The 25,301-nt window shown below is 72.6% G+C and carries 22 protein-coding genes; 13 read left to right on the top strand and 9 right to left on the bottom strand.

Annotated elements, in window-relative coordinates; genetic code table 11:
- Nucleotides 1-358 precede the first annotated feature (358 nt).
- Nucleotides 359-1,876, top strand: a complete 1,518-nt coding sequence (locus ACFQBR_RS06970; protein WP_344183107.1) for a cytochrome P450 family protein — start codon at nucleotides 359-361, stop codon at nucleotides 1,874-1,876.
- Nucleotides 1,877-1,892: 16 nt separating this feature from the next.
- On the opposite strand, the gene ACFQBR_RS06965 is transcribed toward ACFQBR_RS06970, so the two are convergent.
- The 5 genes from ACFQBR_RS06965 to ACFQBR_RS06945 all read right to left on the bottom strand — a co-directional run bounded on the left by ACFQBR_RS06965 (nucleotide 1,893) and on the right by ACFQBR_RS06945 (nucleotide 7,202).
- Nucleotides 1,893-3,116, bottom strand: a complete 1,224-nt coding sequence (locus ACFQBR_RS06965) for an alpha/beta hydrolase family protein (protein WP_344183105.1) — start codon at nucleotides 3,114-3,116, stop codon at nucleotides 1,893-1,895.
- A gap of 148 nt (nucleotides 3,117-3,264) precedes the next feature.
- Complete coding sequence (locus ACFQBR_RS06960; RefSeq protein WP_344183131.1) at nucleotides 3,265-3,888, bottom strand: LutC/YkgG family protein; 624 nt, start codon at nucleotides 3,886-3,888, stop codon at nucleotides 3,265-3,267.
- An 86-nt stretch (nucleotides 3,889-3,974) separates the two neighbouring features.
- Nucleotides 3,975-5,402: a lactate utilization protein B gene (locus ACFQBR_RS06955; RefSeq protein ID WP_344183103.1), complete on the bottom strand. Its 1,428-nt coding sequence runs from the start codon at nucleotides 5,400-5,402 to the stop codon at nucleotides 3,975-3,977.
- A complete protein-coding gene (locus ACFQBR_RS06950; RefSeq protein WP_330157022.1) occupies nucleotides 5,399-6,184 on the bottom strand; it encodes a (Fe-S)-binding protein in 786 nt (261 codons plus the stop codon). The genes ACFQBR_RS06955 and ACFQBR_RS06950 overlap by 4 nt, the downstream gene beginning before the upstream one ends.
- Before the next feature lie 325 nt (nucleotides 6,185-6,509).
- A complete protein-coding gene (locus ACFQBR_RS06945) occupies nucleotides 6,510-7,202 on the bottom strand; it encodes a 7-cyano-7-deazaguanine synthase (RefSeq protein ID WP_267949414.1) in 693 nt (230 codons plus the stop codon).
- Nucleotides 7,203-8,279: 1,077 nt separating this feature from the next.
- Here ACFQBR_RS06945 and ACFQBR_RS06940 point away from each other — a divergent pair.
- On the top strand, nucleotides 8,280-9,035 hold the full coding sequence (locus ACFQBR_RS06940; protein WP_267950341.1) for a FadR/GntR family transcriptional regulator: 756 nt from the start codon (nucleotides 8,280-8,282) through the stop codon (nucleotides 9,033-9,035).
- 25 nt (nucleotides 9,036-9,060) lie between these two features.
- On the opposite strand, the gene ACFQBR_RS06935 is transcribed toward ACFQBR_RS06940, so the two are convergent.
- Nucleotides 9,061-9,309: a hypothetical protein gene (locus tag ACFQBR_RS06935; RefSeq protein WP_344183129.1), complete on the bottom strand. Its 249-nt coding sequence runs from the start codon at nucleotides 9,307-9,309 to the stop codon at nucleotides 9,061-9,063.
- A 274-nt stretch (nucleotides 9,310-9,583) separates the two neighbouring features.
- Between ACFQBR_RS06935 and ACFQBR_RS06930 the strand changes: the two genes are divergently transcribed.
- From ACFQBR_RS06930 to ACFQBR_RS06920, 3 genes are all read left to right on the top strand, one after another.
- Nucleotides 9,584-10,423 carry an ion transporter gene (locus tag ACFQBR_RS06930; protein WP_344183127.1) on the top strand — a complete coding sequence of 280 codons (840 nt, stop codon included), beginning with the start codon at nucleotides 9,584-9,586 and terminating at the stop codon, nucleotides 10,421-10,423.
- Nucleotides 10,424-10,635: 212 nt separating this feature from the next.
- Entirely contained in the window at nucleotides 10,636-12,336 is a 1,701-nt protein-coding gene (gene pgi / locus ACFQBR_RS06925; RefSeq protein ID WP_344183101.1) for a glucose-6-phosphate isomerase, read from the top strand.
- A 490-nt stretch (nucleotides 12,337-12,826) separates the two neighbouring features.
- Nucleotides 12,827-14,449, top strand: a complete 1,623-nt coding sequence (locus ACFQBR_RS06920) for an ABC-F family ATP-binding cassette domain-containing protein (protein ID WP_344183125.1) — start codon at nucleotides 12,827-12,829, stop codon at nucleotides 14,447-14,449.
- A gap of 252 nt (nucleotides 14,450-14,701) precedes the next feature.
- On the opposite strand, the gene ACFQBR_RS06915 is transcribed toward ACFQBR_RS06920, so the two are convergent.
- Nucleotides 14,702-15,418, bottom strand: a complete 717-nt coding sequence (locus tag ACFQBR_RS06915; RefSeq protein ID WP_344183100.1) for a nucleotidyltransferase domain-containing protein — start codon at nucleotides 15,416-15,418, stop codon at nucleotides 14,702-14,704.
- A 317-nt stretch (nucleotides 15,419-15,735) separates the two neighbouring features.
- Between ACFQBR_RS06915 and ACFQBR_RS06910 the strand changes: the two genes are divergently transcribed.
- The 4 genes from ACFQBR_RS06910 to ACFQBR_RS06895 all read left to right on the top strand — a co-directional run bounded on the left by ACFQBR_RS06910 (nucleotide 15,736) and on the right by ACFQBR_RS06895 (nucleotide 19,869).
- Nucleotides 15,736-16,761 carry an ABC transporter permease gene (locus ACFQBR_RS06910; protein ID WP_344183098.1) on the top strand — a complete coding sequence of 342 codons (1,026 nt, stop codon included), beginning with the start codon at nucleotides 15,736-15,738 and terminating at the stop codon, nucleotides 16,759-16,761.
- Between the two features lie 82 nt (nucleotides 16,762-16,843).
- Complete coding sequence (locus ACFQBR_RS06905; RefSeq protein WP_344183096.1) at nucleotides 16,844-18,655, top strand: ABC transporter substrate-binding protein; 1,812 nt, start codon at nucleotides 16,844-16,846, stop codon at nucleotides 18,653-18,655.
- A gap of 726 nt (nucleotides 18,656-19,381) precedes the next feature.
- Nucleotides 19,382-19,558 carry a hypothetical protein gene (locus ACFQBR_RS06900; protein ID WP_344183094.1) on the top strand — a complete coding sequence of 59 codons (177 nt, stop codon included), beginning with the start codon at nucleotides 19,382-19,384 and terminating at the stop codon, nucleotides 19,556-19,558.
- Between the two features lie 8 nt (nucleotides 19,559-19,566).
- A complete protein-coding gene (locus ACFQBR_RS06895; RefSeq protein ID WP_344183092.1) occupies nucleotides 19,567-19,869 on the top strand; it encodes a hypothetical protein in 303 nt (100 codons plus the stop codon).
- Between the two features lie 306 nt (nucleotides 19,870-20,175).
- On the opposite strand, the gene ACFQBR_RS06890 is transcribed toward ACFQBR_RS06895, so the two are convergent.
- Nucleotides 20,176-20,307, bottom strand: coding sequence for a hypothetical protein (locus tag ACFQBR_RS06890; protein ID WP_378552463.1), 132 nt, complete (start codon nucleotides 20,305-20,307; stop codon nucleotides 20,176-20,178).
- 556 nt (nucleotides 20,308-20,863) lie between these two features.
- Between ACFQBR_RS06890 and ACFQBR_RS06885 the strand changes: the two genes are divergently transcribed.
- The gene (locus ACFQBR_RS06885; protein WP_344183088.1) at nucleotides 20,864-21,019 is read left to right on the top strand and encodes a hypothetical protein; all 156 of its coding nucleotides are present in this window, start codon (nucleotides 20,864-20,866) and stop codon (nucleotides 21,017-21,019) included.
- Between the two features lie 162 nt (nucleotides 21,020-21,181).
- A complete protein-coding gene (locus ACFQBR_RS06880) occupies nucleotides 21,182-21,571 on the top strand; it encodes a hypothetical protein (protein ID WP_344183086.1) in 390 nt (129 codons plus the stop codon).
- A gap of 35 nt (nucleotides 21,572-21,606) precedes the next feature.
- On the opposite strand, the gene ACFQBR_RS06875 is transcribed toward ACFQBR_RS06880, so the two are convergent.
- Nucleotides 21,607-21,951 (bottom strand): hypothetical protein, encoded by a 345-nt coding sequence (locus tag ACFQBR_RS06875; RefSeq protein WP_344183084.1) that lies wholly within the window; start codon nucleotides 21,949-21,951, stop codon nucleotides 21,607-21,609.
- Nucleotides 21,952-22,332: 381 nt separating this feature from the next.
- Between ACFQBR_RS06875 and ACFQBR_RS06870 the strand changes: the two genes are divergently transcribed.
- Both ACFQBR_RS06870 and ACFQBR_RS06865 read left to right on the top strand, forming a co-directional pair.
- Complete coding sequence (locus ACFQBR_RS06870) at nucleotides 22,333-23,346, top strand: ABC transporter permease (protein WP_344183082.1); 1,014 nt, start codon at nucleotides 22,333-22,335, stop codon at nucleotides 23,344-23,346.
- Between the two features lie 113 nt (nucleotides 23,347-23,459).
- Nucleotides 23,460-25,268, top strand: a complete 1,809-nt coding sequence (locus ACFQBR_RS06865; RefSeq protein ID WP_378552459.1) for an ABC transporter ATP-binding protein — start codon at nucleotides 23,460-23,462, stop codon at nucleotides 25,266-25,268.
- The last annotated feature ends 33 nt before the right edge of the window (nucleotides 25,269-25,301 follow it).

The raw sequence follows: 25,301 nt of genomic DNA, 5'->3' as shown, positions 1-25,301 counted from the left end.
TGAGAGAGCCGAAACCTCCGGGAAAAGGGCCGGTCGCGCGCCCGGGGAGCGCTTTTCGCCCCCTGCGCGTCCCGCCGCCCGTATTCCCCCGCGGAGGCGGACCGGGCGGCGCCCTCGGGCGCCCTCCGCCGGCGAAGGGGCAGTTCGGCGGCCCCCTGCCGGATCCGGGCGGCCGAAGGGGGATTCGGCGCCTGTGCGACGACAACGCCGCCGTTGGGCGCGGTGTCGTGAAATCCCGCCTTGCCCCGCCGTGGAGCCCGGTGCCCCGGAAGGAAAGGCAGTGCTTTCCTCCCCGAAGCACACCGGAAACACGGGGGGAATACCGTCGGCTCCCATCCGCACCCACCGAGGAGCCGCCATGCGCCAGGGAACCGGGGCCGACGACCGGGACGGCCTGCCGCCGGGCGGGGCGGACGCCGCCGGCTGCCCCCGCGGCGCGGACCGGGCCCTGCGGCTCCACGGGGGCCCCGGGGACGAGGTGCCCTGGGACCTGCTGCGCGCCCGTCACGGAGGGCTGGTCCCCGTCGAGGTCGGACCCGGGGAGCGCGGCTGGCTCCTGCTCGGGTACAAGGAGAACCTCCAGGTCCTGCGCGACCGCGACCTCTTCTCCGCGGACCCGCGCCCGTGGAGCCCCGCAGGCACGGCCCCGGCGCGCAGCGGGGCCCTGGCCCGCGACGGAGAGGAGCACCAGCGGCTGAGGGTGCCCCTCGTGGAGGCCCTGGCACAGGTGGGCACGCCCCAGCTGGTGCCGGTGGTCGAGCGCGCGGCCGTGCACCTGCTCGGCCGGGTCGCCGCCGAGGGGAGCGCCGACCTCATCGGCCAGTACGCGGCCCCGCTCCCGGCGCTCGTCCTCAACGAGCTCTTCGGACTGCCGGACGCCTACGGACGCCTGCTGGCCGACCTCACGGCGCGACTGTGGAGCGGCGAGCCGGACCGCGCCGAACCCGCGGCCCGGGCCGTCCGCGCCTACTTCGCGGGCCTGGTCGCCCGCAAGCGCGCCGACCCCGGCGAGGACCTCGCCAGTCGGCTGCTGGCCCACCCCCACGGGCTCACCGACGAGGAGGCGGTCGCGTCCCTGTCCCTGCTGTGGGAGACCGGGCACGAGCCGACCACCCACCTCATCGGCAACGCCCTGCTCAGTCTGCTGGAGGACCCGAGGATGTGGACCGCCTACCTGGGCGGCACCCTCACCCCCGAGGACTTCGTCGACTACGTCATGTGGACCGACCCGCCGATCCGGATGCTCGCCGGGCGCTACGCCACGGCGGACGCGGGCTTCGCGGGCGCCCGCCTCCGGCGGGGCGAGCCGATGCTGTTCGGGTTCGCCTCCGCCCACACCGACCCGTCCGTGTTCCACGGCGGGGACGACGCGATGGCGATGGCGGGCAACCGCTCCCACCTGCTGTGGGGAGCGGGGGCGCACCGCTGCCCCGCCACCGGGTTCACGCGCGAGCTGGTGCGCACCGCCATCGACATGGCCGTGGACCGGATGCGCGGCATGGTCCTGGCGGTCGAGCCGCACGAGCTGCGCCGCCGCGGCGGGCCGTCCGTCCACGGCCTGGTGGAGCTCCCGGTGTGGTTCGCGGCCACCGGCGAACGGGCCGAGCCCGCCGAGGAGGAGCCGGAGACGCCCGTGCGCAGGTGGATCCGCAAGAAGCGCAGGCCCGCCTCCCAGGGCGCCCGCTACCAGGCGCCGCTGGCCCGGGAGGAGGACCCGGGTGAACGGGCCGCCCGGGTCCCGGCGGCGGGACCCGGGCCCCGGCCGCGCCGTCCGCCCCAGGGGGCCGGGGCCCGGTACCAGGCCCCGTTCGCCGAGGAGGAGACCCGGCCGGACCCCCTGGAGGTGCTGCTGGCCGCCTGGCGCCCCGGGGGCTGACCTGCGCCTGACGCGGCTACCCGGGATCCACCACGACCAGCTCCGGGTGGACGCGCTCCGGATCGTCCAGGAGGGGCTGGTCGCCCCCGCGCAGGTGGTGGTCGAAGAACGCCAGGCCGTAGGCGCGCACGAGGTCCAGGCCGTGTCCGACCGGGATGTCGCCGTACAGGTTGCGCCACTCCTCGGCCGGATACATGTCGCGGAGCCCCAGCTGCTCGGTGACCAGTCCCTGGTCGATGCCGTTGGAGTGCCCGGAGCCGGTGACCCTGATCCACTGGCGCCACCCCGTCAGGCGCGGCCACATCTCCTCGTGGCCCTCCCAGACGATGCCCCGGTCGTTCCCGAGCAGGGCCAGGGGCTTGTCCAGGTCCTCCTCCAGCGCCGTGGCGTAGTAGGGGCCGTCCAGGTTGATCCCGGCGTCCACCCTCTCCTCCAGGCGCAGGGTCTCGGCGGTGGCCGAGCCGCCCCAGGAGTGCCCCGCCATCCCGATCCGGGAGGCGTCGATCACGTGCGACCACCGCCAGGCCGGGTCGGGGCCGGTGAGCCGGTCGAGGAGGAAGGAGACGTCCCCGGCGCGGTTGACCGCGCCCCGGGCCCACTCCCCGCTGCCGCACCCGGCACAACCGGTCACCAGCCCGTGTGGGTACTCGACGGGAGCGGACTCGTGGGCGTGGTCGACGGCGGCCACGACGAACCCGTGGCTGGCCAGCTCCTCGGCGAGGGAGGAGAACCAGATCCTGTTGTGCCCCGCGCCGGGGGACAGGACGACCAGGGGCAGGCCGTCCCCCGTGCGGGCGGGGGCGACGTCGAGACGGGAGTGGGTGCGCACCCGGTGCAGGGTGTCCGCGGGCAGGCCGGTCACCCCGCGCGCTTCGAGCGTCGCCGCCGACTCGGCCTCGGTCATGTAGGGCGCGCGCCGTCCCGCGTCCGACCGGGCCGGGTACCACAGGGTCGCCATCAGCTCGCGGGGACCGCCGACCCACATGTCCTCGCGGCCCTCGTCCACCAGGTGCAGGGTCGTGCGGCCGACCGGGCGTTCCCCTGTGGGGGCCGGGAGGGAGGCGCGCGGAGCCTCCGCCGGGGCGGGTGGGGACGCCGGGCCGGCGAGCGCGCCCGCCGGCGAGGCCAGGACCAGGGCCGCGGCGAGCACCGCCCCGGTGCGCAGGCGGGAGGGGGATTTCCGTCGCCGCGCGCGGGCGGCGCGGGGGAGGGGGTCGGCGTTGCGTCGTACGTGGGGCATGCGCGTCCCGTCGTTCGGTGGGGTCCTTGTCGTCTCCGACCCTAGGAAGCCCCGGTCCGCCGGACCATACGGCGGGCCGTCCCCTCCCCCGGGGGCCCGCACGACCGGCGGGGGTGGGGCAGGCCCCACCCCCGCCGGCCGTACCGGGTCAGGGCGCGGCCTCGACCAGCAGCACCTCCAGGGTGCGCGGGCCGTGCACCCCCTCCACCCTGTTGAGCTCGATGTCGCTGGTGGCCGAGGGGCCGCTGATCCACGTGAGCGGCCGGGCCGGGTCCAGCAGCCGCACGGCCTGCGGGACGCCGTCCACTACCTGCTCGGCGCGCACCACGCACAGGTGGTAGTCGGGCACCAGGGTGATCGCGCGCCGTCCCTGGTCGGGGCTCCCGTCCAGGACGATGGTGCCGGTCTCCGCGATCGCCACGGAGCACCCCGTGACCACGCCGTCCACCCCGTTCAGGTCCCCCACGGACAGGGGCTCCTCCCGGGAGTCGGGCAGCCGCTCGGCCGCGGCCCCGTCGAACCACGCGTCCGGCACCCCCGGCGGGGCCACCACCCGCTGTGCTCCGCGACGGTCCAGGGCCGCCGCCACCTCCGCCGCCACCCGGTCGGCGGGGACCCGGCGCACCTGCGCCTTGTAGTCGAGCAACCGGTCCTCGAACACGTCCAGGGTCGGGCCCGCGGCGTGGCTGTCCGCGAAGCCGCGCCCCGGCGCCCGCACCGCGGGCTCGTCGGGGGGCACGTCGGCGAGCGCCGCCCTGACCCGGCCGAGGATCCGCTCCCTGCTGCTCGGAACGGGGCCCCGCGGCCCGCCTCCGGCGGCCCCTCCCCGTCCCGGGGTCCGTCCCGTCCGCGATGCGCTCACCGCTGCCCCTTCCCACGCTTGTCCCACCACGAGCGGAAGGACTCCGCGGGGACGTCCGGGACGTCCCGGGTGTCCGTCCACTCCCCGGCCGTGCCCGGCAGGTGTCCCGGCACCAGGCTGCGGCCCAGCCCCGCCGCGCGCTGGGCGGCCCCCAGGGCGCGCGAGGACGAGAAGACCGCCTCGGCGCCCGCCATCAACGCCTTCTCGCCCAGGTGGCCCTTGCCCGCGGAGACCTCCTCGCGCAGGTGCACCAGCACCTCCGGGATGTCGATCGCCACCGGGCAGACCTCGTAGCAGGCGCCGCACAGCGACGACGCGTACGGCAGCGCCTCGTCCACCGCCGAGGACATCCCGCGCAGCTGCGGCGTGAGGATCGCGCCGATCGGCCCCGGGTACACCGACCCGTAGGCGTGGCCCCCCGTGCGCTCGTACACCGGGCAGGTGTTCAGGCACGCGGAGCAGCGGATGCAGCGCAGGGCCTGGCGGCCCACCGTGTCGGCCAGCACGTCCGTGCGGCCGTTGTCCAGCAGCACCAGGTGGAACTCCTGGGGGCCGTCGCCCGGGGTCACCCCGGTCCAGGTCGAGGTGTAGGGGTTCATCCGCTCGCCGGTGGACGAGCGCGGCAGGAGCTGCATGAACACCTCCAGGTCCGACCAGGTCGGCACGATCTTCTCGATGCCCACCACGGAGATGAGGGTCTGGGGGAGGGTCAGGCACATGCGCCCGTTGCCCTCCGACTCCAGCACCACCAGCGTTCCGGAGTCGGCCACCGCGAAGTTGGCGCCCGAGATCGCGGTCCTGGTGCGCAGGAAGCGCTCGCGCAGGTGCAGCCGGGCCGCCTCCGCCAGGGCGCGCGGGTCGTCGGTCAGCCCGGGCGGGGCCGGGGTACCCCACTCCGCCATCTGGTCCAGGAAGATCTCCCGGATCTGGGCGCGCCCCAGGTGGATGGCGGGCACCAGGATGTGCGACGGGAGGTCGTCGCCCAGCTGCACGATCAGCTCCGCGAGGTCCGTCTCGTAGGCGGTGATCCCCGCCTCGGCCAGCGCGTTGTTGAGCTCGATCTCCTGGGTGGCCATCGACTTGACCTTGACCACGTCCGTCTCGCCGGTGGCCTTCACCAGCCGGGTGACGATCGCGTTGGCCTCCTCGGCGTCGGCGGCCCAGTGCACCCGGCCGCCCGCGCGGGTCACCGACTCCTCCAACTGCTCCAGGTAGCGGTCCAGGTGGCGGAGCGTGTGCTCCTTGACCGCCGCGCCCTCCGCGCGCAGCAGCTGCCAGTCGTCGTGCAGCTCGTCGACCACGGACGCGCGCTTGTCGCGGATCGTGTGCGTCGCCCTGCGCAGGTTGTGGCGGGTCCGGGAGTCGTCGACGGCCGCTCTCGCGGCCTCGGGGAAGGGCGGTATGCCCAGGAACGTGGCGCTCATCGGGTGGCGGCCTCCTTCGCGGCGGGTGCGTGGTCGGGGGCGGGCCCGGCCGAGCCGCCCTTCTCGGTACTGGCCAGGATCTCGGCGATGTGCGCCACCCGCATGCCCGACCGCTGCCGGGACAGGATGCCGCCGATGTGCATCAGGCAGGAGTTGTCCACCGCGCACAGGACCTCGGCGCCGGTCTCGACGGCGTGCCGTGCCTTGTCTGCGCCCATGGCGGAGGAGACGTCGCCGTTCTTGACCGCGAACGTGCCGCCGAAGCCGCAGCACTCGGTGGCGCCCTCCAGCTCCACCAGCTCCAGGCCGCGCACGGCGCGCAGGAGCCGGTAGGGGCGGTCGCCCAGGCCGAGCATGCGCAGCCCGTGGCAGGTCGGGTGGTAGGCGACCTTGTGCGGGTAGTAGGCGCCCACGTCGGTCACCCCGAGCACGTCCACCAGGAACTCGGTGAGGTCGTACACGCGCGGGGCGAGGCCGGCCACCTTGCGGGACAGGCGGCTGCCGCCCGCGCCCAGGCGCGGGTAGTTGTCGCGGATCATCGCCGCGCAGGAGCCGGAGGGGACGACGACGGCGTCGGCGCCCTCGAAGGTCTTGACGAAGCGCACGGCCAGCCGTGTCGCCGGTCTGCGGTACCCCGTGTTGTAGTGCATCTGGCCGCAGCACGTCTGGTCCTCCGGGAAGACGACCTCGTGGCCCAGCCGCTCCAGGAGCCGCACCACCGCCCGCCCGGTGTCGGGGAAGAGTGTGTCGTTGACACAGGTGATGAAGAGTGCGATCCGCATGGGCCTCCCTCGAGCCGTCCCCCAGGGGTCGGCGTCCCGCTCGCCACGAGCCTTCCAGTGGTCCGACCACTTTTGCACATTGGAGGAAGAGCGGCAAGAACAGGGGGGTTTGTCGGTGTTGAGGGAGAGCCTCGGGCGGGATTGGTACGATCACTTTTCGGTTATGTGGCCTGGGGCACGTGTCGGGGCCGGGCGGATCCGTTCCGGGCCACCGGTGCTTCCCGGGCCCCGCCGGTCCGGCCGGGAGGGCCCGCGCCCGGCCCCTTCCGGGGGAGGGGCCGGGCGGCCCCGGCGGGCCACGGGTGCGGACCGCGGCGCGTACGGGCTACACCAGCTCCGGGACCACGGCGTACACGGTCGGGTCGGTGTGGCCCCCGGCGGTCAGGGCGTCGTGGCGCAGGATGCACGTCCCGCAGGTGCCGCAGTGCGAGGGGCCGGCGGAGTAGCACGACCACGTCAGCTCGTACGGCACCCCCAGGCTCCGGCCGATCTTCCCGATGCCCGCCTTGCTCGTGCGGGAGAAGGGGGTGTGGACGGTGACGGTGCCGCTGGTGGACAGCAGCGCGGCCGTGTTGACCGCGGCGATGAACTCCGGCCTGGTGTCGGGGTAGACGTCGTGGTCGTCGGCGTGGACCGCGGTGACGACGCGGTCGTGCCCCAGGGTCTGCGCGATGCCCAGGGCCGCGAAGACGAACGTGCCGTTCCTGGACGGCACCACGGTGACGCCGGTGGAGTCGGCGCCGCCGTCCCCGTACACGCCGTTGGAGTAGGGGCCGCTCGGCACGTCGATGGTGGGGTCGGTGAAGGAGGAGCGGAGCTTGGCCCCCCAGGAGGAGAGGTCGATGAAGTGGTAGTCCACGCCGTAGTGCTCGGCCAGGCTCCTCGCCGACTGGATCTCGGCCGCGTTGCGCTGGGAGTAGTTGATGTTGAGGACCGCGCCGGCGCGTCCCTCCTGGGCGGAGAGGGCCAGGGCGGTGGCGGAGTCCATGCCGCCGGACAGCAGTACCAGGTCGCTCATTGCAGATCTCCCTTTCGGTTGCCTTCGTCGGTGCGGGTTCAACGGTGAGAGGGGGAGTCCCGTGGGGCCGCCCCGGCACTCCTCGTGCGGGGCCTCGGCGGTGTGCCGCCCGGCTCTGTCCGCCGCCCGGGGTCCGGCGGACGGAGGTCCCGGGGCCGGCGTCCGGCACGGGGGCCGGCCCGGTGGCGGCGGGGGAGCCCGCGGACGCCTGCCGCGGGGGTCCGCGGGCAGGCCGTCGGGTCGGACACGGTGTGTCACCACCCGTGGCGACGGGCGGGCCCGGGGCTCGGGGGCAGGTGGACCGGGGCCGTCTCAGGACGGCAGGACCGTCTCCCGGTGCGGGGTCCGCAGGAGGGAGCCGGCCCACGTTCTCGACGCGGGCCTGCGCGGGCCCGCCGTGGGACCGTCGCCGCTCTCGTCCGGGCGGCGGGCCGGGCCATGGGTGCGCCGGGCCGCATCATCGGCGGTACGAGCGGCGCGCACCCGGCACAGGTGAGGGATCACGGTCGGCTCCAAGCATCCTTGGCGACAACTGCTCCCAGTTGAGCAGATCCGGATCCGTCGTGTGAGGGGTTTCGCGGAACCCGGTTCGCACGTCGCGGGGGAGTCCGCCGGATGTACCGCGTCGCTGGACGGGTCCCCGGCCGTCGTTCCAGGAGAGCCCGGCCCGGCGCCCGCGGCGGCGCCCCGCGGCCCGGTGCCCGAGGTTCGCCCCGGCGGGGAGCACGGTATCCGCCCCGGTGCCCCGGCCGCGACAGGACTCACTGCTCCGTTCCGACGAGCGCCTAATGGTCGGACCACTCTGTCGTGGGGAGAGGCAAGCCGAGGAAATAAGCTGGTTTTTCGGCGGAGAGCAATGATGTATCAGAAAATTGGTATGATGAATCGCCCGTCAAAGGGAACGGTGCAGCAGCCTCTCGGAGTCCGGACCGGACCCGGACGCCGCCCGGAACACAGCGAGGGGCGCCCCGCGAGGGCGGTGCGCCACGGCCCGACGACTTGGAGAGACCCGTGCCCCACGATCCCGGCGGAGAGCGCACGCCCGTCACCCAGAGGGCCGTCGAGCGGATCAAGGCGATGATCGCGGGGGGCGAGGTCGGCCCCGGCGAGCGCCTGCCCACCGAACGCGACCTGGCGGTCCAGCTCGGGGTCTCCCGCAGTTCCATGCGCGAGGCCATCCGCGCCCTCACCACGCTCGGTGTCCTGGAGGCCCGCCACGGGGCGGGTGTCTACGTCACGGCGCTGCGCCCCGCGGACCTGCTGGAGACCTTCTCGGTGCTCGCCGAGGTGTCCCAGGGGCAGACCCTCCTGGAGGTCCTCCAGGTGCGCCGGATGCTCGAACCCGCCGCCACGGCCCTGGCGGCGGCGCGGGCCGACGCGCGCGACCTGGAACGCATCGGCGCGCTGCTGGAGCGCATGGACGGCTCCGACGCCATGGACTGCGCGGGGGCTCCGGGGGGCGCGGCACCGGAGGGCGGCACACGTCCCCGCCGGGAGTCCCCCGACGGGGGCGTGCTCGACACGGCCGGCGCGGACCTCGGCTTCCACCAGGCCATCGTGGCCAGCACCGGCAACGCCACGCTGGCGGCGATCGGGGAGGGCCTGTCCTCCCGCACCTTCAACGCCCGCGTGTGGGCCGGGCACCGTGAGGCCGGTCTGAGCGCCGCGCTCCACGAGGACCACGAGCGCATCCACGAGGCCCTGGTCGCGCGCGACCCCGACGCGGCCAGGGCCGCCGCGACCGTGCACGTCCTGCGGGTGGAGCGCTGGCTCCGGGCCGACCTCGCGCAGGGGGACGGGGCCGGAACCCGAACGCGGGCGCCGGGACGGTGAGGGGACCACCGCCGGCGCCGGGGGCTCAGCCGTCCCCGTCGCGGATCCCGTCCGCGAACTCCTCCGCCCCGAGCACGCGCGTCAGGTCCTCCCCGTCCGGCGCCCGGTCCCGCTCCTCCGCCGGTTCGGGGGCCTGCTCGGGGACCTCCTGGCGCAGTTCCGCGCCGATGCCGAGGGCGTCGTGGTCCTCGAGCTCCTCGATCCGGAGGCCGTGCGGGTGGTCCGACAGGTACTCGGCCACCGCCGTGTCCTGGTCCGCCGCGCCCACGTCCATGTCCGCGTCCACGTCGTCGATGTCGCTCTCGTGTCCGGGCGCGGGGTCGAAGGGCCCCACGCCGGACCCGTCGGGTCGTCCTGTCACCGGCGTCCCCCTCGCTCTCGTGGTCCCTACCCCTGATCATGCCTGGTCAGGGCAGGGGATGCCAGAGGGGCGTGCGGACCGGGGACCCGGCGGGGACGAAGCGGTCACCAGGGCCGGAACGCCGCGTGGTCACGGACGGTAGGATTTGGCGCTGTTGTCCGAGATGACGAACGGAGTCCCCTCTCCCGTGACCGTGCGCGACCGGGTCCGAACGATCGTCGACGCCTCCTGGTTCCAGGCGAGTGTCGTCACCCTCATCCTGATCAACGCCGTCATCCTCGGCGTGGAGACCTCCCCCCGGGCGATGGCGGCCCACGGCGAACTCCTCCGCGGTATCGACATCGTGATCCTCGCCCTGTTCGTCCTCGAACTGGGGCTGCGGGTCTACGCCCACCGGGCGGAGTTCTTCCGCGACCCCTGGAGCTGGTTCGACATGGTGATCGTCGGGATCGCCCTGCTGCCCACCTCCGGGCCGTTCTCCGTGCTCCGGGTGCTGCGCGTCCTCAGGGTGCTGCGGCTGCTCTCGGTGATCCCGTCCCTGCGGCACGTCGTGTCCGGCCTGTTCCGGGCCCTGCCCGGCATGATGTCCATCCTCTTCCTGGTGATGCTGCTGCTCTACGTGTCGGCGGTCATGGCCACGCGGCTCTTCGCGGACGACTCCCCGGAGTACTTCCGGGACCTCCCCACCTCGCTGTTCACCCTCTTCCAGATCGCCACCGCCGACGGCTGGGGCACCATCGCCAAGGACGTGATGGAGCACACGCCGATGGCCTGGGTGTTCTTCGTGGTCTTCGTCCTGGTGTCCACCCTCGTCGCCCTGAACCTGTTCATCGCCGTCGCCGTGGAGGCGCTGGAGAAGGACGACGGCGAGGAGAGCGGGGACGGCCCCGGGGACGGGCGGGGCGGCCGCGCGGTGCCCGACCCGGACGACGGCGGCCCCGACCCGGGACACGCGATGATCATGGCGGAGCTCCGGATGCTGCGCGCCGAGGTGGCCGAGCTGCGCCGGGAGCGCCAGGAGGTGTGACCGCCCGCGGGGGCCGGTCCCCGCGGCGCGCCGTCTTCCGGCCGGGGCTGTGGAAAGCCCCGGAAGCGGTGGTGTTCGTGGCAGGCTAGGGCTGTGCGCCGGACGCCTTCGGACGGTTCGGCGGCACAGCCGCACGGTGGGAGCGGCACGCGGACCCGGCATCCGTGCGCCGCCGCCCGCACCTGACCGCACGGACGACGAGGAGCGACCGGATGTCTGCCAGCACACCCCTCCCTCGCACCGGGGACACCGGAGAGGGGGCCGCCCCGGGCCTCCCCCTGGACCGCAGGGGGGAGTGGACCGCGCTGGGAGAGCACCGCGCGCGGCTCGGCCCCGCCCACCTGCGCGAGCTGTTCGCCGACGACCCCTCCCGGGCCGAAAGGTACACGCTCGACGTCGGCGACCTGCACGTCGACTACTCCAAGAACCTGGTCACCGACGAGACCCTCGGCCTCCTCGGCGCACTGGCCGCCGCCACCCGCGTCGCCGACCTGCGCGACGCCATGCTGCGCGGCGACCACATCAACGTCACCGAGGGCCGCGCCGTCCTGCACACGGCCCTGCGCGCGCCCCGCGGGGCGGTCATCGAGGACGACGGCCACGACGTGGTGCCGGACGTGCACCGGGTCCTGGAGCGCATGGGCGCCTTCGCCGACCGCGTCCGCTCGCGCGAGTGGCGCGGCCACACCGGCCTGCCCGTGCGCCGGATCGTCAACATCGGCATCGGCGGCTCGGACCTGGGCCCCGCCATGGCCTACGAGGCGCTGCGCCCCTACACCGACCGGGGCCTGGAGTTCCGTTTCGTGTCCAACGTGGACGGCACCGACCTGCACGAGGCGCTGATCGACGCGGACCCGGCCACCACGCTGTTCGTGGTCGCGTCCAAGACCTTCACCACCGTCGAGACCATCGCCAACGCCACCGCGGCGCGCGGCTGGCTGCTGGACGGGCTGGGGGAGAAGCCCGGCGGGGACGCGATCGCCAAGCACTTCGTCGCGGTGTCCACCAACGCCCCCGAGGTCGAGGCCTTCGGCATCGACACACGCAACATGTTCGAGTTCTGGGACTGGGTGGGGGGCCGCTACTCCTACGACTCGGCCATCGGCCTGTCCCTGATGGTGGCCCTGGGGCGCGAGCGGTTCCAGGAGATGCTCTCCGGGTTCCACCTGATGGACACCCACTTCGCGACCGCCCCGGTGGAGCGCAACCTGCCGTTCCTGCTCGGGCTGCTGGGCGTCTGGTACGGCGGCTTCCACGACGCGCAGAGCCACGCGGTCCTGCCCTACAGCCACCACATGTCCAAGTTCACCGCCTACCTCCAGCAGCTCGACATGGAGTCCAACGGCAAGTCCGTGCAGCGGGACGGGCGCCCCGTCGCCTGGCAGACCGGCCCCGTCGTGTGGGGCACCCCCGGCACCAACGGCCAGCACGCCTACTTCCAGCTCCTGCACCAGGGGACCCGGTTCGTGCCGGCGGACCTCATCGGATTCGCCAACCCGGCCCCCGACCTGCCCGAGTCCCTGGCGCCCCAGCACGACCTGCTCATGGCCAACCTGTTCGCGCAGGGGCAGGCGCTGGCCTTCGGCAGGACGGCCGAGGAGGTCGCCGAGGAGGGCGTCGCCGCTGAGCTGGTCCCGCACCGCACCTTCGAGGGCAACCGCCCCACCACGACGATCCTGGCCGACCGGCTCAGCCCGTCCGTCCTGGGCCAGCTCGTCGCCCTCTACGAGCACAAGGTGTTCGTGCAGGGGGCGGTCTGGAACATCAACTCCTTCGACCAGTGGGGCGTGCAGCTCGGCAAGGTCCTGGCCAAGCGGGTCGAACCCGCGTTGAGCGAGGGCGCCGACGTGCCCGGCCTCGACGCCTCCACCGCGTCCCTGGTGGAGCGCTACCGGTCCCTGCGCGGCAGGTAGGCCCCGGGGAGCGGATCCTGTCTCCGCCTGCGGGAGGGCCCCAGCCCTCCCGCGCGGGGACGGGGCCGCGCCGCGCCGGAAAACCCTTTGCGCGTTCCGCGCCGGTCCGGTTAGCCTGGCGGGGACATGCTGAACTGACATCGAGACCGATCCGCCGCGTGCGCGGGGCTCGCCCGTCCAGGGCTCGAGCCCGCTGTCCCGCACGGCGGACCCACGTTCCCTGTTTCCCGTTCGCGGCGTCCCCCGGACCCGCGGACCCGTGGTGCGGTCTCGATGTCGGCGACGGACCCCTGTCCGTCGTCCCGGGCCGCTCCACGGATCCGCCTTCGAGGCGCACCGGGAGGGGACGGCACCGGTCAGGCGTCGAGGCCCGCCCCCAGACGAAGGGCGGTCCCACTCCGTGACCCGTGAATCCACATCCGCACCGGCCGCGTCGGCGAAGGCCCCGAGGCCGCCCCTCCCGGCGGCTCCCGGCACGGGCGGTCCACCGCTGCTGCGCGCCCGCGACCTGGCCCGCGTCTACGGCGACCGCGTGGTGCTCGACGGTGTCGGCCTCGACGCCGCCCCGGGCCAGAGGCTGGGGCTCGTGGGCGAGAACGGCGCGGGCAAGTCCACCCTGCTGCGCCTGCTGTCGGGGGAGGAGGAGCCCGACGCCGGCAGGGTGGAACGACCCGCCGACACCGGGTTCCTGTACCAGGAACTTCCCTATGGGCCGGAGACGACACTGGCCCAGGTCCTGGAGGAGGCCCTGACGCCCGCCAGGCGTGTGGAGCGGCGGCTCACGCAGACCGCGGCCGCTCTCGACGGCGCCCCCGAGGACGCGGGGCTGCTGGCGGCGTACGCGGAGGCGCTGGCCGACGCCGAGCGCGGGGAGGTGTGGGATGCCGACCGCCGCGCGGAACTGGTGGTGGCCGGGCTCGGACTGGACGGGGTCTCCCCGGGCCGTCCGGTGGGACGGCTGTCGGGCGGTCAGCGAGGCCGCCTGGGCCTGGCCGCGCTGCTGGTCCGCCGTCCGCGCGCCCTGCTGCTGGACGAGCCGACCAACCACCTGGACGACCGGGCGCTGGAGTTCCTGGAGGGGTACCTGAGAGGGCTGCCGGGGGTGGTGGTGCTGGCCAGCCACGACCGGGTGTTCCTGGACGCGGTCTGCACGGGTCTGCTGGACCTGGACCCGGCCGTGGAGGGGCCTGTGTACTACGGCGGCGCGTACTCGTTCTACCTGGAGGAGAAGAGGGTGGAGCGGGAGCGCTGGGAGCAGCGCTACCAGCGGGAGCAGAACGACCTGAAGGGGCTGCGCGAGGCGGTGCGCACCACGTCGCGGCAGGTCGCGCCGGACCGGGCGCCCCGGGACAACGCCAAGATGGCGTACGACTACTCGGGCGGGCGCGTGGACAAGCAGGTGTCGCGCCGCGTGCGCAACGCGCGGGGGCGTCTGGAGGACCTGGAGCGCGACCAGGTGCGCAGGCCGCCGAGGCCGCTGGTGTTCGGCGCCGCACTGACCCGTGACCCCGGGGAGGCCGGCGCGAACGCGATCACGCTGCGGAACGCGGTGGTGCCGGGGCGGTTGCGCCTGGACCGCCTGGACGTGCCTTCGGACGGCCGGCTCCTGGTGACGGGCCCGAACGGGGCAGGCAAGTCCACACTGCTGTACGCCCTGGGGCGCCGGCTGCGGCCGGAGTCCGGTGAGGTGCTGTGGCGGAGGGGCGTGTCGGTGGCGCTGCTGGAGCAGGACGTGGTGTTCCGCGACCCGCAGCGGACCCCGCGCGGGCTCTACGACGGGTTGAACGCGTCGCTGTCCGACGCTCCGCGCCTGACGGACCTGGGCCTGGTGGCGCCGCGCGACCTGGACCGGCCGGTGGGGGAGCTGAGCGTGGGGCAGCGCCGACGGCTCGCGCTCGCGATGCTGGTCGGCCACTCCCCGGACGTGCTGTTGCTGGACGAGCCGACCAACCACCTGTCGCTGTCCCTGGCGGAGGAGCTGGAGGAGGCGCTGGGCACGGCGCCGGGGGCCGTGGTGGTGGCCTCGCACGACCGCTGGCTGCGCCGCAACTGGTCCTGGGACGAGCTGCGGCTGGTCGACGGCGGCGCCGCGGAGGCGCAGGCCGGGTCCTAGGTCCGGGCCGTGCACGTCGCCGGTGTGGTGGGAGGGGGTTCCCGTCGGAACCCTCCCCGCCACCGCTGTGGTGGGCCGGTGGAACGTGTACTTCTGGGCGGCTTCGACGCCCGAACGCGCTGGAGGTACGAGAAAGCGGCGGAGGAAGCGACCGGCGCGAAACGGGAAAAACAGACGAATCTACGACATAAAGGTGAGGGTTTTCGAGTTCGACAAGGAACCCGAACACAAGGAGTACCGACCTCCCCGGGTTCACCGCCCCGGCCGGCGGGGGCACACCACGGTGTGGCCCGCCCACAGCGGCCCTCCGGTGCGGTCGAGCACCTCGCGGACGACCCCGTGTGCCCGATCCGGTTCGCCCATGGCCCGCACGACCCGGTCGGCCAGGCCGGGGTCCAGGTCGCGGAGCTCGCGCAGCAGCCACTTGCCGGATCCCTGCCAGTGGCGCGCGGCGGCCAGGGCCAGCCGTGAGGCCTCGGTCAGCGCCCGCCAGGCGACGAAGGCCCTCTCCCCGGGGTCGGTCGCCCCGGAGAGGTCGTCGAGCAGGTCGGTGAGGACGAAGCGGTGCTCGTCGAGTTCCGCCGGGGACAGGGGCGCGGGACCGGCCGCCAGCCGGGCCCGCATCCGCTCCCGGAACCCGGCGCCGAGGCCGCCCGTGTCGGTCACCACCACCCCCTCCGCGAGCAGGCGCGGGATCCCCGGCCAGCGCCGGGCCAGGTTGTCCTCGCAGTAGGCGGCCAGGGTCTGCGGGTCGTGGACCAGGACCTCGACCGGCCAGCCGAGCCAGTGCAGGGAGCTGCGGTAGGGGGCGGGCCTGGGCGGGGTCACCACGACCACGTCCAGGTCGGAGGTCGGGGTGAGGCGCCCGGCGGCCGAGCTGCCGCCGAGGACCACCGCCAGGGCCTCGGGGAACAGGCGGCGGGAGAGGTCGATGACCGTGGGGACGGGGGCCGGCCGTTCTCTGCTCATTCCGTGGTCCTACCGCACCGGAGGCCGGTCCACGCGCGGGCCGGGCGGGCGTGGAGGACTTCTGCGTTCCCCTGAGCCCGGGGCGAGCCCCGGGTGGGCGACCGGGGACACGCTGTCGCGCCTGCGTTCTCCCGAGCCGGGGGCGGGCCATGCCTCCGGAGTGGATCGACGCCCCGCTTCATTGCGGTTTGTCGCCTTCTGTCCTGCGCTGGACATGCCGGTCGGCGACCGGCGCGGACGCTGGAAACGCCCATGTCAGTCGTGCAATCTTTGCGTAGTCGATAAACTACTCAAAGTAATGACGGGGGCAGGGCCACATGACCGCGCCGATGGACGTGCCCGAGTCGTCCCGACACGCCGACCCCGAGGCGGTGATCGCGGGCGCGGCGAACGCGGCGAACAGGTCCCTGCGCCAGATCGCCTGGCAGAGGTTCCGCAGGGACAAGGTCGGCATGGCCGGCGGGATCATCGTCGTCCTCCTCATCCTCGTGGCCCTGTTCGCGCCCCTCCTCACCGCCTGGTTCGGCCACCCGCCCAACCAGTTCGACCAGGACCTGGTCGACCCGCTCACCGGCGGGGTCCTGCGCGACCCCGACGACCCCGCCCAGGGGCTCGACCCGTGGGGCGGCATCAGCGCCCAGCACCTCCTGGGCGTCGAACCCGTCAACGGACGCGACCTGTTCAGCCGCATCGTCTACGGCGCGCGCACCTCCCTGCTGGTCGCCACCGTCGCCACCGTGGTGTGCGTCCTCATCGGCACCGTCCTCGGCATCGTGGCCGGGTACTTCGGCGGCTGGATCGACACCGTCATCAGCCGGGCCATGGACATCTTCCTGGCCTTCCCGCTGCTGCTGTTCGCCATCGCCCTCGTCGGGGTCATCCCCGACGGCGCCTTCGGCCTCTCCGGCAACAACCTGCGCATCGGCGTGCTGGTGTTCATCATCGGGTTCTTCAACTGGCCCTACATCGGCCGCATCGTGCGCGGACAGACCCTCACCCTCAAGGAGCGCGAGTTCGTGGAGGCCTCGCGCAGCCTCGGCGCGGGCAGCGCGCACATCGTCTTCCGCGAGATCCTGCCCAACCTGGTCACGCCGATCCTCGTCTACTCCACCCTGCTCATCCCCACGAACATCCTCTTCGAGGCGGCCCTGAGCTTCCTGGGGGTGGGCATCAACCCGCCCACCGCCACCTGGGGCGGGATGCTGGAGGGCGCCCTGCGCTTCTACACGACCTCGCCGCACTTCGTGATCATCCCGGGCCTGGCCATCTTCGTCACCGTCCTGGCCTTCAACCTCTTCGGGGACGGGTTGCGCGACGCGTTCGACCCCCGCTCCTCCGACTGACGCACCGGGTCCGGCCCGGGCCGGACCGTTCACCGGACCGTGCGGGGCGCGGTCCCACCATCGAATCCGACCAGGAGGCAAGGTGAGTACCCATCACTTCACACACGCGGGGCCGTCCAGGCGGCGCCGCGGGAGCGGCCTGGCCACCGCGTGCACGGCCGCGGCGGCGGCCGTGGCACTGCTGCTGAGCGCCTGCGGGGACGGCCGCGGCGGAGGTGGGGAAGGCGCGGTCGACGCGGAGTTCAACCAGGGGGAGACGGAGATCGTCAACCCCTCCGACCAGACCGGCGGCACCCTGAGGTACGCCATCTCCTCGGACTTCGACTCGCCCGACCCCGGCAACACCTACTACGCGTTCAGCTGGAACTTCACCCGCTACTACGCGCGCACCCTGCTCACCTACACCGAGGCGCCGGGGGAGGGCGGTACCGAGCTCCAGCCCGACCTGGCGGAGGGGATGCCGCAGGGCAACGAGGACTCCACCGAGTGGACCGTCGAGCTCAAGCCCGGCCTCAAATACGAGGACGGGTCCGAGATCACCGCCGAGGACGTCAAGTACGCCATCGCGCGCAGCAACTTCGGCGACCAGGCGCTGCCCAACGGGCCCAAGTACTTCCAGGAGCTGCTGGCCGACAGCGACGACTACGAGGGGCCCTACGCGGACGAGGCCGACCCCCTGGCCGGGTTCGACGGCATCGAGACCCCGGACGACCACACCCTCGTCTTCCACCTGAACACGAGCTTCTCCGAGTTCCCGTACGTCCTGGTGCAGCCCCAGACGGCTCCGGTCCCGGCCGAGGCCGACCGGGGCGAGCAGTACCAGAGCCACGTCATGTCGTCCGGGCCCTACAAGTTCGACGGCGACTACCGGCCCGGCGTCTCCCTGAACCTGGTGCGCAACGACCAGTGGGACGCGGCCACGGACCCCACCCGCAAGGCCCTGCCCGACCGGATCGAGGTCCAGCTCGGGGTCGACCAGAACGAGATCGACCAGCGCCTGGTCAACGGCGAGGTCGACGTCGACCTCGCCGGCGCGGGGGTGGGCCCTGCCATGAAGGGCACGCTGATCACCGACGACAACCAGCGGCACAGCGTCGACAACCCGCAGACCAACACGCTGCGCTACGTCAACATCAACACCGTCATCGAGCCCCTGGACGACCCCGCCTGCCGGGAGGCGGTCATGTTCGCCGCGGACCGCGACGCCCTCCAGCGGGCGTGGGGCGGCGACACCGGCGGCGACATCGCGACGCAGCTGATGCCCGCCGCGCTCCCGGGCGCCGATCCGAGCATCGACCTGTACCCCTCCCAGGACAACAAGGGGGACCTGGACAAGGCCCGCGAGAAGCTGGAGGAGTGCGGTGAGCCCGACGGGTTCTCCACGGCGATCGGCGCCCGCGCGGACCGTCCCACCGACGTGAGCACGGCCGAGGCCCTCCAGCAGGCCCTGGCCCGTGTGGGCATCGACGTGGAGATCAAGCAGTACCCGTCGGACAGCTACACCAACACCCAGGCCGGGTCCCCGGACTTCGTGCACGAGAACGACCTCGGCCTGACCGTGTACGGGTGGGCGCCGGACTGGCCCAGCGGCTACGGGTTCATGAGCAAGGTGCTGGACGGCGACGCCATCCAGGACGCGGGCAACACCAACATCGCGGAGCTGGACGACAGCCGGATCAACGACTGGTTCGACGAGGTGGTCACCGTCGACGACCAGGAGGAGCGCGCGTCGATCTACACGCGGATCGACGAGCGGGCCATGCAGCAGGCCGTGATCGTCCCGGCCGTGTTCGAGCGGACCGTCCTGTACCGGCCGCCGCACCTGACCAACGTCTACTACCACGCGGGCTACTCGATGTACGACTACATGGCCTTGGGCACCACCCGGGAATAGGGGCGGCGGGCAGGACGCGTCGCGGGTCGGGGGAGGGGTCTTCCGGCCCGCGACGCCTGTCTTCGCACCCCGTGCCGCACCCGGATCCAGCACACGCGTGGGCTCCACCTGGATCCCCACAGGGCGGGGCCCACACCGTGGTGCGGGAGAGGGGGTATCACCTGTTTTGCCAGTTCAGCTGACTATGAGGTTTCGGGGTGGCGTTCAGGCCTGCGGAAGTGGTTCGGGAGCGGCCGATGGGAGACGTTGCCCTTGGCCGCGCTCTTGTGCTTGTGGTGTCTTTCGCGCAGCGCTTGGAGGTTCTCGTAGCGGTGGTCGTGGCAGTCGCCGATGTGGTCGACCTGGTTTGCGGGCTCACCGCAGATTCCCCGACAGCCATTCGCCACTGGCAGACATGGCGGTCGCGGCGCAGGATGCGCGGGCGCCCGCGGCTGTACCAGTCGGAGGGCAGTTCGGCCCTGCGGGTGCTGCCTCTCCACCCTCCGGACAACGGGCACCTCCAGACGCCCCAGGTGATGGGCGGTCGCCCTGGTGGCCGCCTGTGGCCAAACGTCCTGAGGGGGTTTTGGCGCCCGTCTACTGTGGCGGCATATCCCTGCGCTGCCTTCGGAGACGCCTGTGTCGTACCCCCCGCTCCCGGGCCAGGACCCCTATGGCCATTATCAGCAGCCGCACCACCAACAGCCGTACTATCCGCCGCCTCAGCAGCTTCCTCCGCCTCCGCCGATGCCCCGGTACTCCAAGAGCGTGGAGAAGCGGCGCGGGCTCGGCGGGCTGGCGAACTCGACGCACCTGCTGCTGACGATCTTCTCCTGCGGCATGTGGCTGATGATCTGGATCCCGTGGTGGATCTTCCGGGTGATCGTGCCGAAGAGGCGCGTCACGAAGACCTACTACCGGTGAGGGCCGCCATGCGGCACTCCACGAAGCTGTTCATCCTGGTCGGCGTCGCCCTCGTGGTGACCGGTGTCGTCGCGGGGCTCCTACCCATCGAGCCCATCGACCCCGGCCAGTCCGGGCCCCTGTTCATAGGCGAGTGCGGGAAGGTGTTCGATCGCGAGAGCAGCTACCTCGGAGGCCCGGAGTGTGCGGCCGCTTGGTCGAACCGAACTCTGCTTGTGTGGGGGTCGATTGTCCCGGGCGCCGTGCTGGCCTTCGGTGCGCTGATCATGGACCCGTCGGTCGGCAAGAAGCGGGACCCGGCGGGGAAGTAGTCGCCCGCCCCGCTCGACGCGCCTCCCCCTCAGGGGCGCGGAGCAGGGCGGGATGTTGGGCGCCCGGCAGTCGGGGACGCATCACGGGGTGGATGCTTCCTGCCGGGCGGGTCTGAACTGGGTCGATGATCGACCGCATTGTCGCTACCTGGCGTTTCGGCTGTGTCCGGTTCCCGCACGCTGGACGGAAACTGGTGGCCTTACGTCGGACAGTGGGGCGACAGGAAGTCCTCCATGTGGCCCGATTCAGCGGACCGACAGAGGACACCGAGCCAAAGTCGACTTTGTAAGGATCCTTCCAACGCGCTACTTGGCGCGAAGGTTCTCTTCGAGGAGACTCATGGGCGCGATCAAGAAGACATTGGCGACCCTCGCCGCGACCGGGGTGTTGTTGAGCGGTGGGCTGGCGATGGCGGGACCGGCTGCTGCTGAGAGCACGGAGGGAGTGCGCGTCACCAGCAGCACCCAGGGGGAGGTCGGCGCTGCGGCAACCTGGGAGATGGGTTCTGTCACGCTTCACGGGCGGAGGATCAGTCTGTGGCGCACTGTCAATCCCGGCAGCAATCCGACTCTGCACGCTGGGATCCGCTATGGGAGCCCTGGAGACCTGGTGTGGTTGCGCACGGAGCACTCCAGCACACGGCTTCACCAGAGGAGCATCCCCGCCGGGGCAACTGGAGTCGCCACCCCATCCGTGTACCCCAGTGTCTACTACGCAGCCTGCGGAAAGGCGCACAACCGGAGTGACACCCGCTGCACCGGGTTCTGGATTTAGCCCAAACTCCGGGGCCAGCTGTTGATGTGAGCCTGAGGCAGAGCGGACAACCTTGCAATAAAGGCCCTGGCCTGGAAATGGTCGGGGCCTTCGGGCTTCTTTGATCCGGACATGGCTCTGCCGTAGCAGGTTGTCCGTCAGGAAGAGCGGTTCCGGTGCCGCGAGGCGGAGGTCCTGGCCCGCATCACCCGCCTGGCCCGGTACACCGACTTCGAGGAGATGTTCGACCACGAACCGGTCTCCTCGGTCGACCCGACCGCCACCCGTGAGGACCAACTCCGCAACATCCGGGAGATCTACCCGCCGGATCGTGAGGCCCTGGGTGTGGTCGCCATCGGTATCGAGATGATGGACGCGTCCTCCTCCGGGGACTGACCTCGCTTCTGGTGGGGGAGGGCCCTGCCTGTCCTGGCAGGATTCTTCCCGTCACTTCGACGGGGTCCTGTGGTCCCGGCCGTACAGGACCCGCAGATCCGGCCTGGCCGCGTCGCAGGCGTTGTGGCATGATGCGTCGCATGTTCAACGACAGAAAGGCCCGTGCCGCGTAGACGGCCGGGGAGCCTGCGCGCCGAGAACCATCCCCGTGCGCGTCCAGGACAGAAGAAGCGGTCGGGGATCGACGGCCTGTCGTCCAAGACGATGGCCGAGATCCGGCGGGTCGAACACCGCCACCCGCAGTTGTGGCCGGGCATCATCGGCGAGGCATTCCCCAAGTGGGAGAGGTACGCCCGGGATCCCCGGCGCCCTCCCTGGGACGACCACCTCTATCCCGGCTCGTGGTACTGCTGCTGGGAGTGCTGCGGCAGCCCGATGATGGCCAAGGAGTTTCTCGACCTCCTGGTCCACGCCATGCGGAACCGGCCGGCACGTGAGCTGCGCGCCCGGCTGCGCCGCCTGGACGAACTCCACGGCGTTCCGTTCCCCTGACACCGGGCCGGCGACCTCGTGCGGCCGTCCCGTCCTCAGGCGTCGCCGTAGAAGTGCTCCAGCTGCCGGTCCAGGCGCGCCAGGTCCGGGTGCTCGCCGAACACCGCCCCCGCCCACCGTGACAGGGCGACCTCCCGGGGCACGGCCGCCGAGGCCGCCAGCGCCTCCTGCGCGTCCACGCGGGTCCGGTGGAGCCTCTCCGCCGCCGGTCCGAGCAGCCCCCACAGGAAGGGCGCCACCAGCCGGTCGTGCTCCGGGTCCCCCCGGCCCGAGAGCGCGTCCTGCACCATGCGCATCGCCTCCGGGTAGTCCACGCCGTGGGCGTCCGCCACGCTCCGGGCGACCCTTGCGCGGTCCGACGCGCTGAACAGGTTCGGCATGGACGTCCTCCTCGAAACGGTGTCTCCCGGGCGCGCCGTGCTCTCGCCCCGCGCGCCGTACGACCTGTGCGCTCCGACGCCGGGGCCGTGGCCCGGGCGGTGGCGCATCCCTGGAAACAGAACTAGCACGGGGAAGGGCCGGACGTGGTCAACTCCGGGTGATCGGGGGGCCTGTTCTCGTCCAGCCCCGGTGCTGCCGTGGCCGCGCCCGGGGCCGCGGAGGGCTCCCCGGGGCAGGGCACACACCGGCACGGATAAGCGTGATCAATCGAACACGCTCGGTTACTGTTGCCGGTGCGGGCACGTCCTGGGCGGTCACCGTGATCCCGGCGGCCCGCCGCGACCTGCCCCGTCCGAGCCCCTGAACGGAGAGCACGCGCGTTGCTGACCTACATCCTGCGCCGTCTGGGCGCCGGCCTCCTGCTGCTGGCCGTGGTCACCCTGGTCACCTTCGCCATCTTCTACGTGGTGCCCCGGTGGGCGGGACGGACCACCGAGCAGCTGGCGACCATGTACGTGGGCCGCGCTCCGACCCCCGAGGCGATCCAGGCCACCATCGAGCGGCTGGGACTGGACAAGCCCGTGTTCGTGCAGTTCGGGGAGTTCGTCCGGGGGATCTTCTTCGGCGCCGAGTACCGGTTCGGCCGCGACACCATCGAGTGCTCGGCGCCGTGCTTCGGCTACTCCTTCCAGAGCTACCAGGAGGTGTTCCCCGAGATCGTGGCCCGCCTGCCGGTGACGGCGTCGCTGGCGCTGGGCGCGGGTGTCATCTGGCTGGTCGGCGGGATCCTGGTCGGGGTGGTGTCGGCGGTGTGGAAGGGCAGCCTGTTCGACCGCCTGGCGATGGCCGTCGCCCTGGCGGGGGTGTCGCTGCCCATCTTCTTCACCGGCCTGCTGGCGCTGGCCTTCCTCGTGCACGCGTGGGGCCTGTTCGCCACGCCGGGCTACGTGCCCTTCACCGAGGACCCGCTGGGGTGGGCGGAGGGGCTGTTCCTTCCGTGGCTGACGCTGGCGTTCCTGCACGCCGCCATGTACGCGCGGCAGACCCGCGCGGGGATGCTGGAGACCCTGGGCGAGGACTACATCCGCACCGCCCGCGCCAAGGGGCTGAGCGAGGGGAAGGTGGTGCTCAAGCACGCGCTGCGCCCGACCCTGACCCCCATCGTGACGATCTTCGGCCTGGACCTGGGCCTGGTGCTGGGCGGCGCGGTCCTGACGGAGCAGGTGTTCTCGCTGAACGGGATCGGCCGGTACGCCGTCAACGCGATCACGCAGAGCGACCTGCCGGTGATTCTGGGGGTGACCCTGTTCGGGGCGTTCTTCATCGTCGTCTGCAACCTGATCGTCGACCTGGTGTACCCGCTGATCGACCCGCGCGTGCGCATCCACGGCTAGTGCCGGACGCGCGGGACGTGCCGCCCTGCGCCGGGCGCGCACGGGGTGCCGACCGGCGCCCGCCGAGGAGCAGTCCACAGACCCGCCGGACCGAGAGAGTAGAGGCGTCCCCTATGAGTGAGTCCGCACCGTCCTCCGCCGAGGCCGTCGTCCGGGTGGACGACCTGCGGGTGGTGTTCCCGACCATGGACGGCGAGGTCCGGGCGGTGGACGGGTTGTCGTTCGAGCTGCCCGCGGGAGGTGGGCTCGGCATCGTGGGCGAGTCCGGCTCGGGCAAGAGTGTGACGTCGCTGGCTCTGATGGGCCTGCACCGGGGCAGCCGGGCGCGGATCAGCGGTGCCATCGAGGTCGTGGGCAAGGACGTGGTGTCGGCGTCGGACAAGCAGTTGCGGCGGATGCGCGGCAACGACATCGCGATGGTGTTCCAGGACCCGATGCAGTCGCTGCACCCGCAGTACACGATCGGCAACCAGCTGGTGGAGGCGCTGCGCGTGCACCGGCCGCAGGTGTCGCGTGCGCAGGCGCGCGACCGTGCCGTGGAGTCGCTGGACCGGGTGGGCATCCCGCAGGCGCGCAAGCGGATCAACTCCTACCCGCACGAGTTCTCGGGCGGCATGCGCCAGCGCGTCCTGATCGCGATGGGGCTGATGTGCGATCCCAAGGTGCTGCTGGCGGACGAGCCGACCACGGCCCTGGACGTGACGGTGCAGGCGCAGATCCTGGACCTGCTGGACGAGCTGCGCCGCGACCTGGACATGGGCCTGATCCTGGTCTCCCACGACCTGGCCGTGGTCGCGGGGTCGGTGGACGAGGTCGTGGTCATGCGCCACGGCGTGGCCGTGGAGCGCGGCGACGTGCGCCGGGTCCTGTCCGCACCCGAACACCCCTACACGCAGGAGCTGCTGGACGCGGTGCCGCGCGTGGAGGTCTCCCGTGCCCGGCGGCGGGCGCGCGACCGCTCCGACCGGGCCGCGAAGGCGCGCGCCGAGCAGCGCAGGCAGCCGTCGGGGGCGACGGCGGCGGGTGAGGGCGGGGAGGAGGCCTTCGACGCGTTCGCCCCGGCCCGGGGGCCGGAGCGGGGCGAGGTCCTGCTGCGGGTGGAGGAGGTGTCGCAGAGCTTCAGGGTGCGGGGAGGGCTCTGGGGACGCTCCACGGACTTCTGGGCGGTCAAGGGGGTGTCCTTCGATCTGCACCAGGGGGAGACGCTGGGGATCGTGGGGGAGTCGGGGTCGGGTAAGAGCACGTTGTCGCGGATGGTGATGCGTCTGCTGGAGCCCACCCGGGGCCGGGTGGAGTTCGAGGGGCGCGACATCACGCACATGTCGGAGCGGGCGCTGCGTCCGCTGCGCCGTGATGTGCAGATGGTGTTCCAGAACCCGTACTCCTCGCTCAATCCGCGTCTGACGGTGGGGGACGCGATCGGTACGGCGCTGAGGGTGCAGGGGGAGAAGGACGGCAAGAAGGTGCGCCGGCAGGTGCAGGAGCTGTTGGAGCGGGTGGGGCTGGAGCCCAACCACTACAACCGGTTCCCGCACGCGTTCTCGGGCGGTCAGCGCCAGCGGATCGCGATCGCGCGGGCGCTGATCCTCAAGCCGAAGCTGATCATCTGCGACGAGCCGGTGTCGGCGCTGGACGTGTCGACGCAGGACCAGGTGTTGCGGCTGCTGTCGGAGCTGCAGGACGACTTCGGTCTGACGTACATCTTCGTGGCGCACGATCTGGCGGTGGTGCGCCAGGTCAGCGACCGCGTCGCCGTCATGCGCAAGGGGGAGGTCGTGGAACTGGGGACCAGCGACGGCATCTACGGGGATCCGCGGAGCGAGTACACGCGCCAGCTGCTCACGGCTGCGCCCGTGCTGGACCCGGAGGAGGCCCGCCGCCTGCGGGCGGAGCGCGTCCGGCAGCGGGCGGCGGACGCCTGAGCCCTTCGCGGAGGGAGGCCCCCGCCGACCGCC

Source organism: Nocardiopsis tropica, from assembly GCF_042660575.1.
Lineage (GTDB): Bacteria > Actinomycetota > Actinomycetes > Streptosporangiales > Streptosporangiaceae > Nocardiopsis > Nocardiopsis tropica.
This window is presented reverse-complemented; position numbering and strand designations above follow the sequence as displayed.

Coding starts and splice junctions, on each gene's coding strand:
- ACFQBR_RS06970 (WP_344183107.1), top strand. CDS start 359: ATGCGCCAGGGAACCGGGGCCGACGACCGGGACGGCCTGCCGCCGGGC.
- ACFQBR_RS06965 (WP_344183105.1), bottom strand. CDS start 3,116: ATGCCCCACGTACGACGCAACGCCGACCCCCTCCCCCGCGCCGCCCGC.
- ACFQBR_RS06955 (WP_344183103.1), bottom strand. CDS start 5,402: ATGAGCGCCACGTTCCTGGGCATACCGCCCTTCCCCGAGGCCGCGAGA.
- ACFQBR_RS06950 (WP_330157022.1), bottom strand. CDS start 6,184: ATGCGGATCGCACTCTTCATCACCTGTGTCAACGACACACTCTTCCCC.
- ACFQBR_RS06945 (WP_267949414.1), bottom strand. CDS start 7,202: ATGAGCGACCTGGTACTGCTGTCCGGCGGCATGGACTCCGCCACCGCC.
- ACFQBR_RS06940 (WP_267950341.1), top strand. CDS start 8,280: ATGATCGCGGGGGGCGAGGTCGGCCCCGGCGAGCGCCTGCCCACCGAA.
- ACFQBR_RS06935 (WP_344183129.1), bottom strand. CDS start 9,309: ATGGACGTGGGCGCGGCGGACCAGGACACGGCGGTGGCCGAGTACCTG.
- pgi (WP_344183101.1), top strand. CDS start 10,636: ATGTCTGCCAGCACACCCCTCCCTCGCACCGGGGACACCGGAGAGGGG.
- ACFQBR_RS06915 (WP_344183100.1), bottom strand. CDS start 15,418: ATGAGCAGAGAACGGCCGGCCCCCGTCCCCACGGTCATCGACCTCTCC.
- ACFQBR_RS06910 (WP_344183098.1), top strand. CDS start 15,736: ATGACCGCGCCGATGGACGTGCCCGAGTCGTCCCGACACGCCGACCCC.
- ACFQBR_RS06900 (WP_344183094.1), top strand. CDS start 19,382: ATGCCCCGGTACTCCAAGAGCGTGGAGAAGCGGCGCGGGCTCGGCGGG.
- ACFQBR_RS06895 (WP_344183092.1), top strand. CDS start 19,567: ATGCGGCACTCCACGAAGCTGTTCATCCTGGTCGGCGTCGCCCTCGTG.
- ACFQBR_RS06885 (WP_344183088.1), top strand. CDS start 20,864: ATGTTCGACCACGAACCGGTCTCCTCGGTCGACCCGACCGCCACCCGT.
- ACFQBR_RS06875 (WP_344183084.1), bottom strand. CDS start 21,951: ATGCCGAACCTGTTCAGCGCGTCGGACCGCGCAAGGGTCGCCCGGAGC.
- ACFQBR_RS06865 (WP_378552459.1), top strand. CDS start 23,460: ATGAGTGAGTCCGCACCGTCCTCCGCCGAGGCCGTCGTCCGGGTGGAC.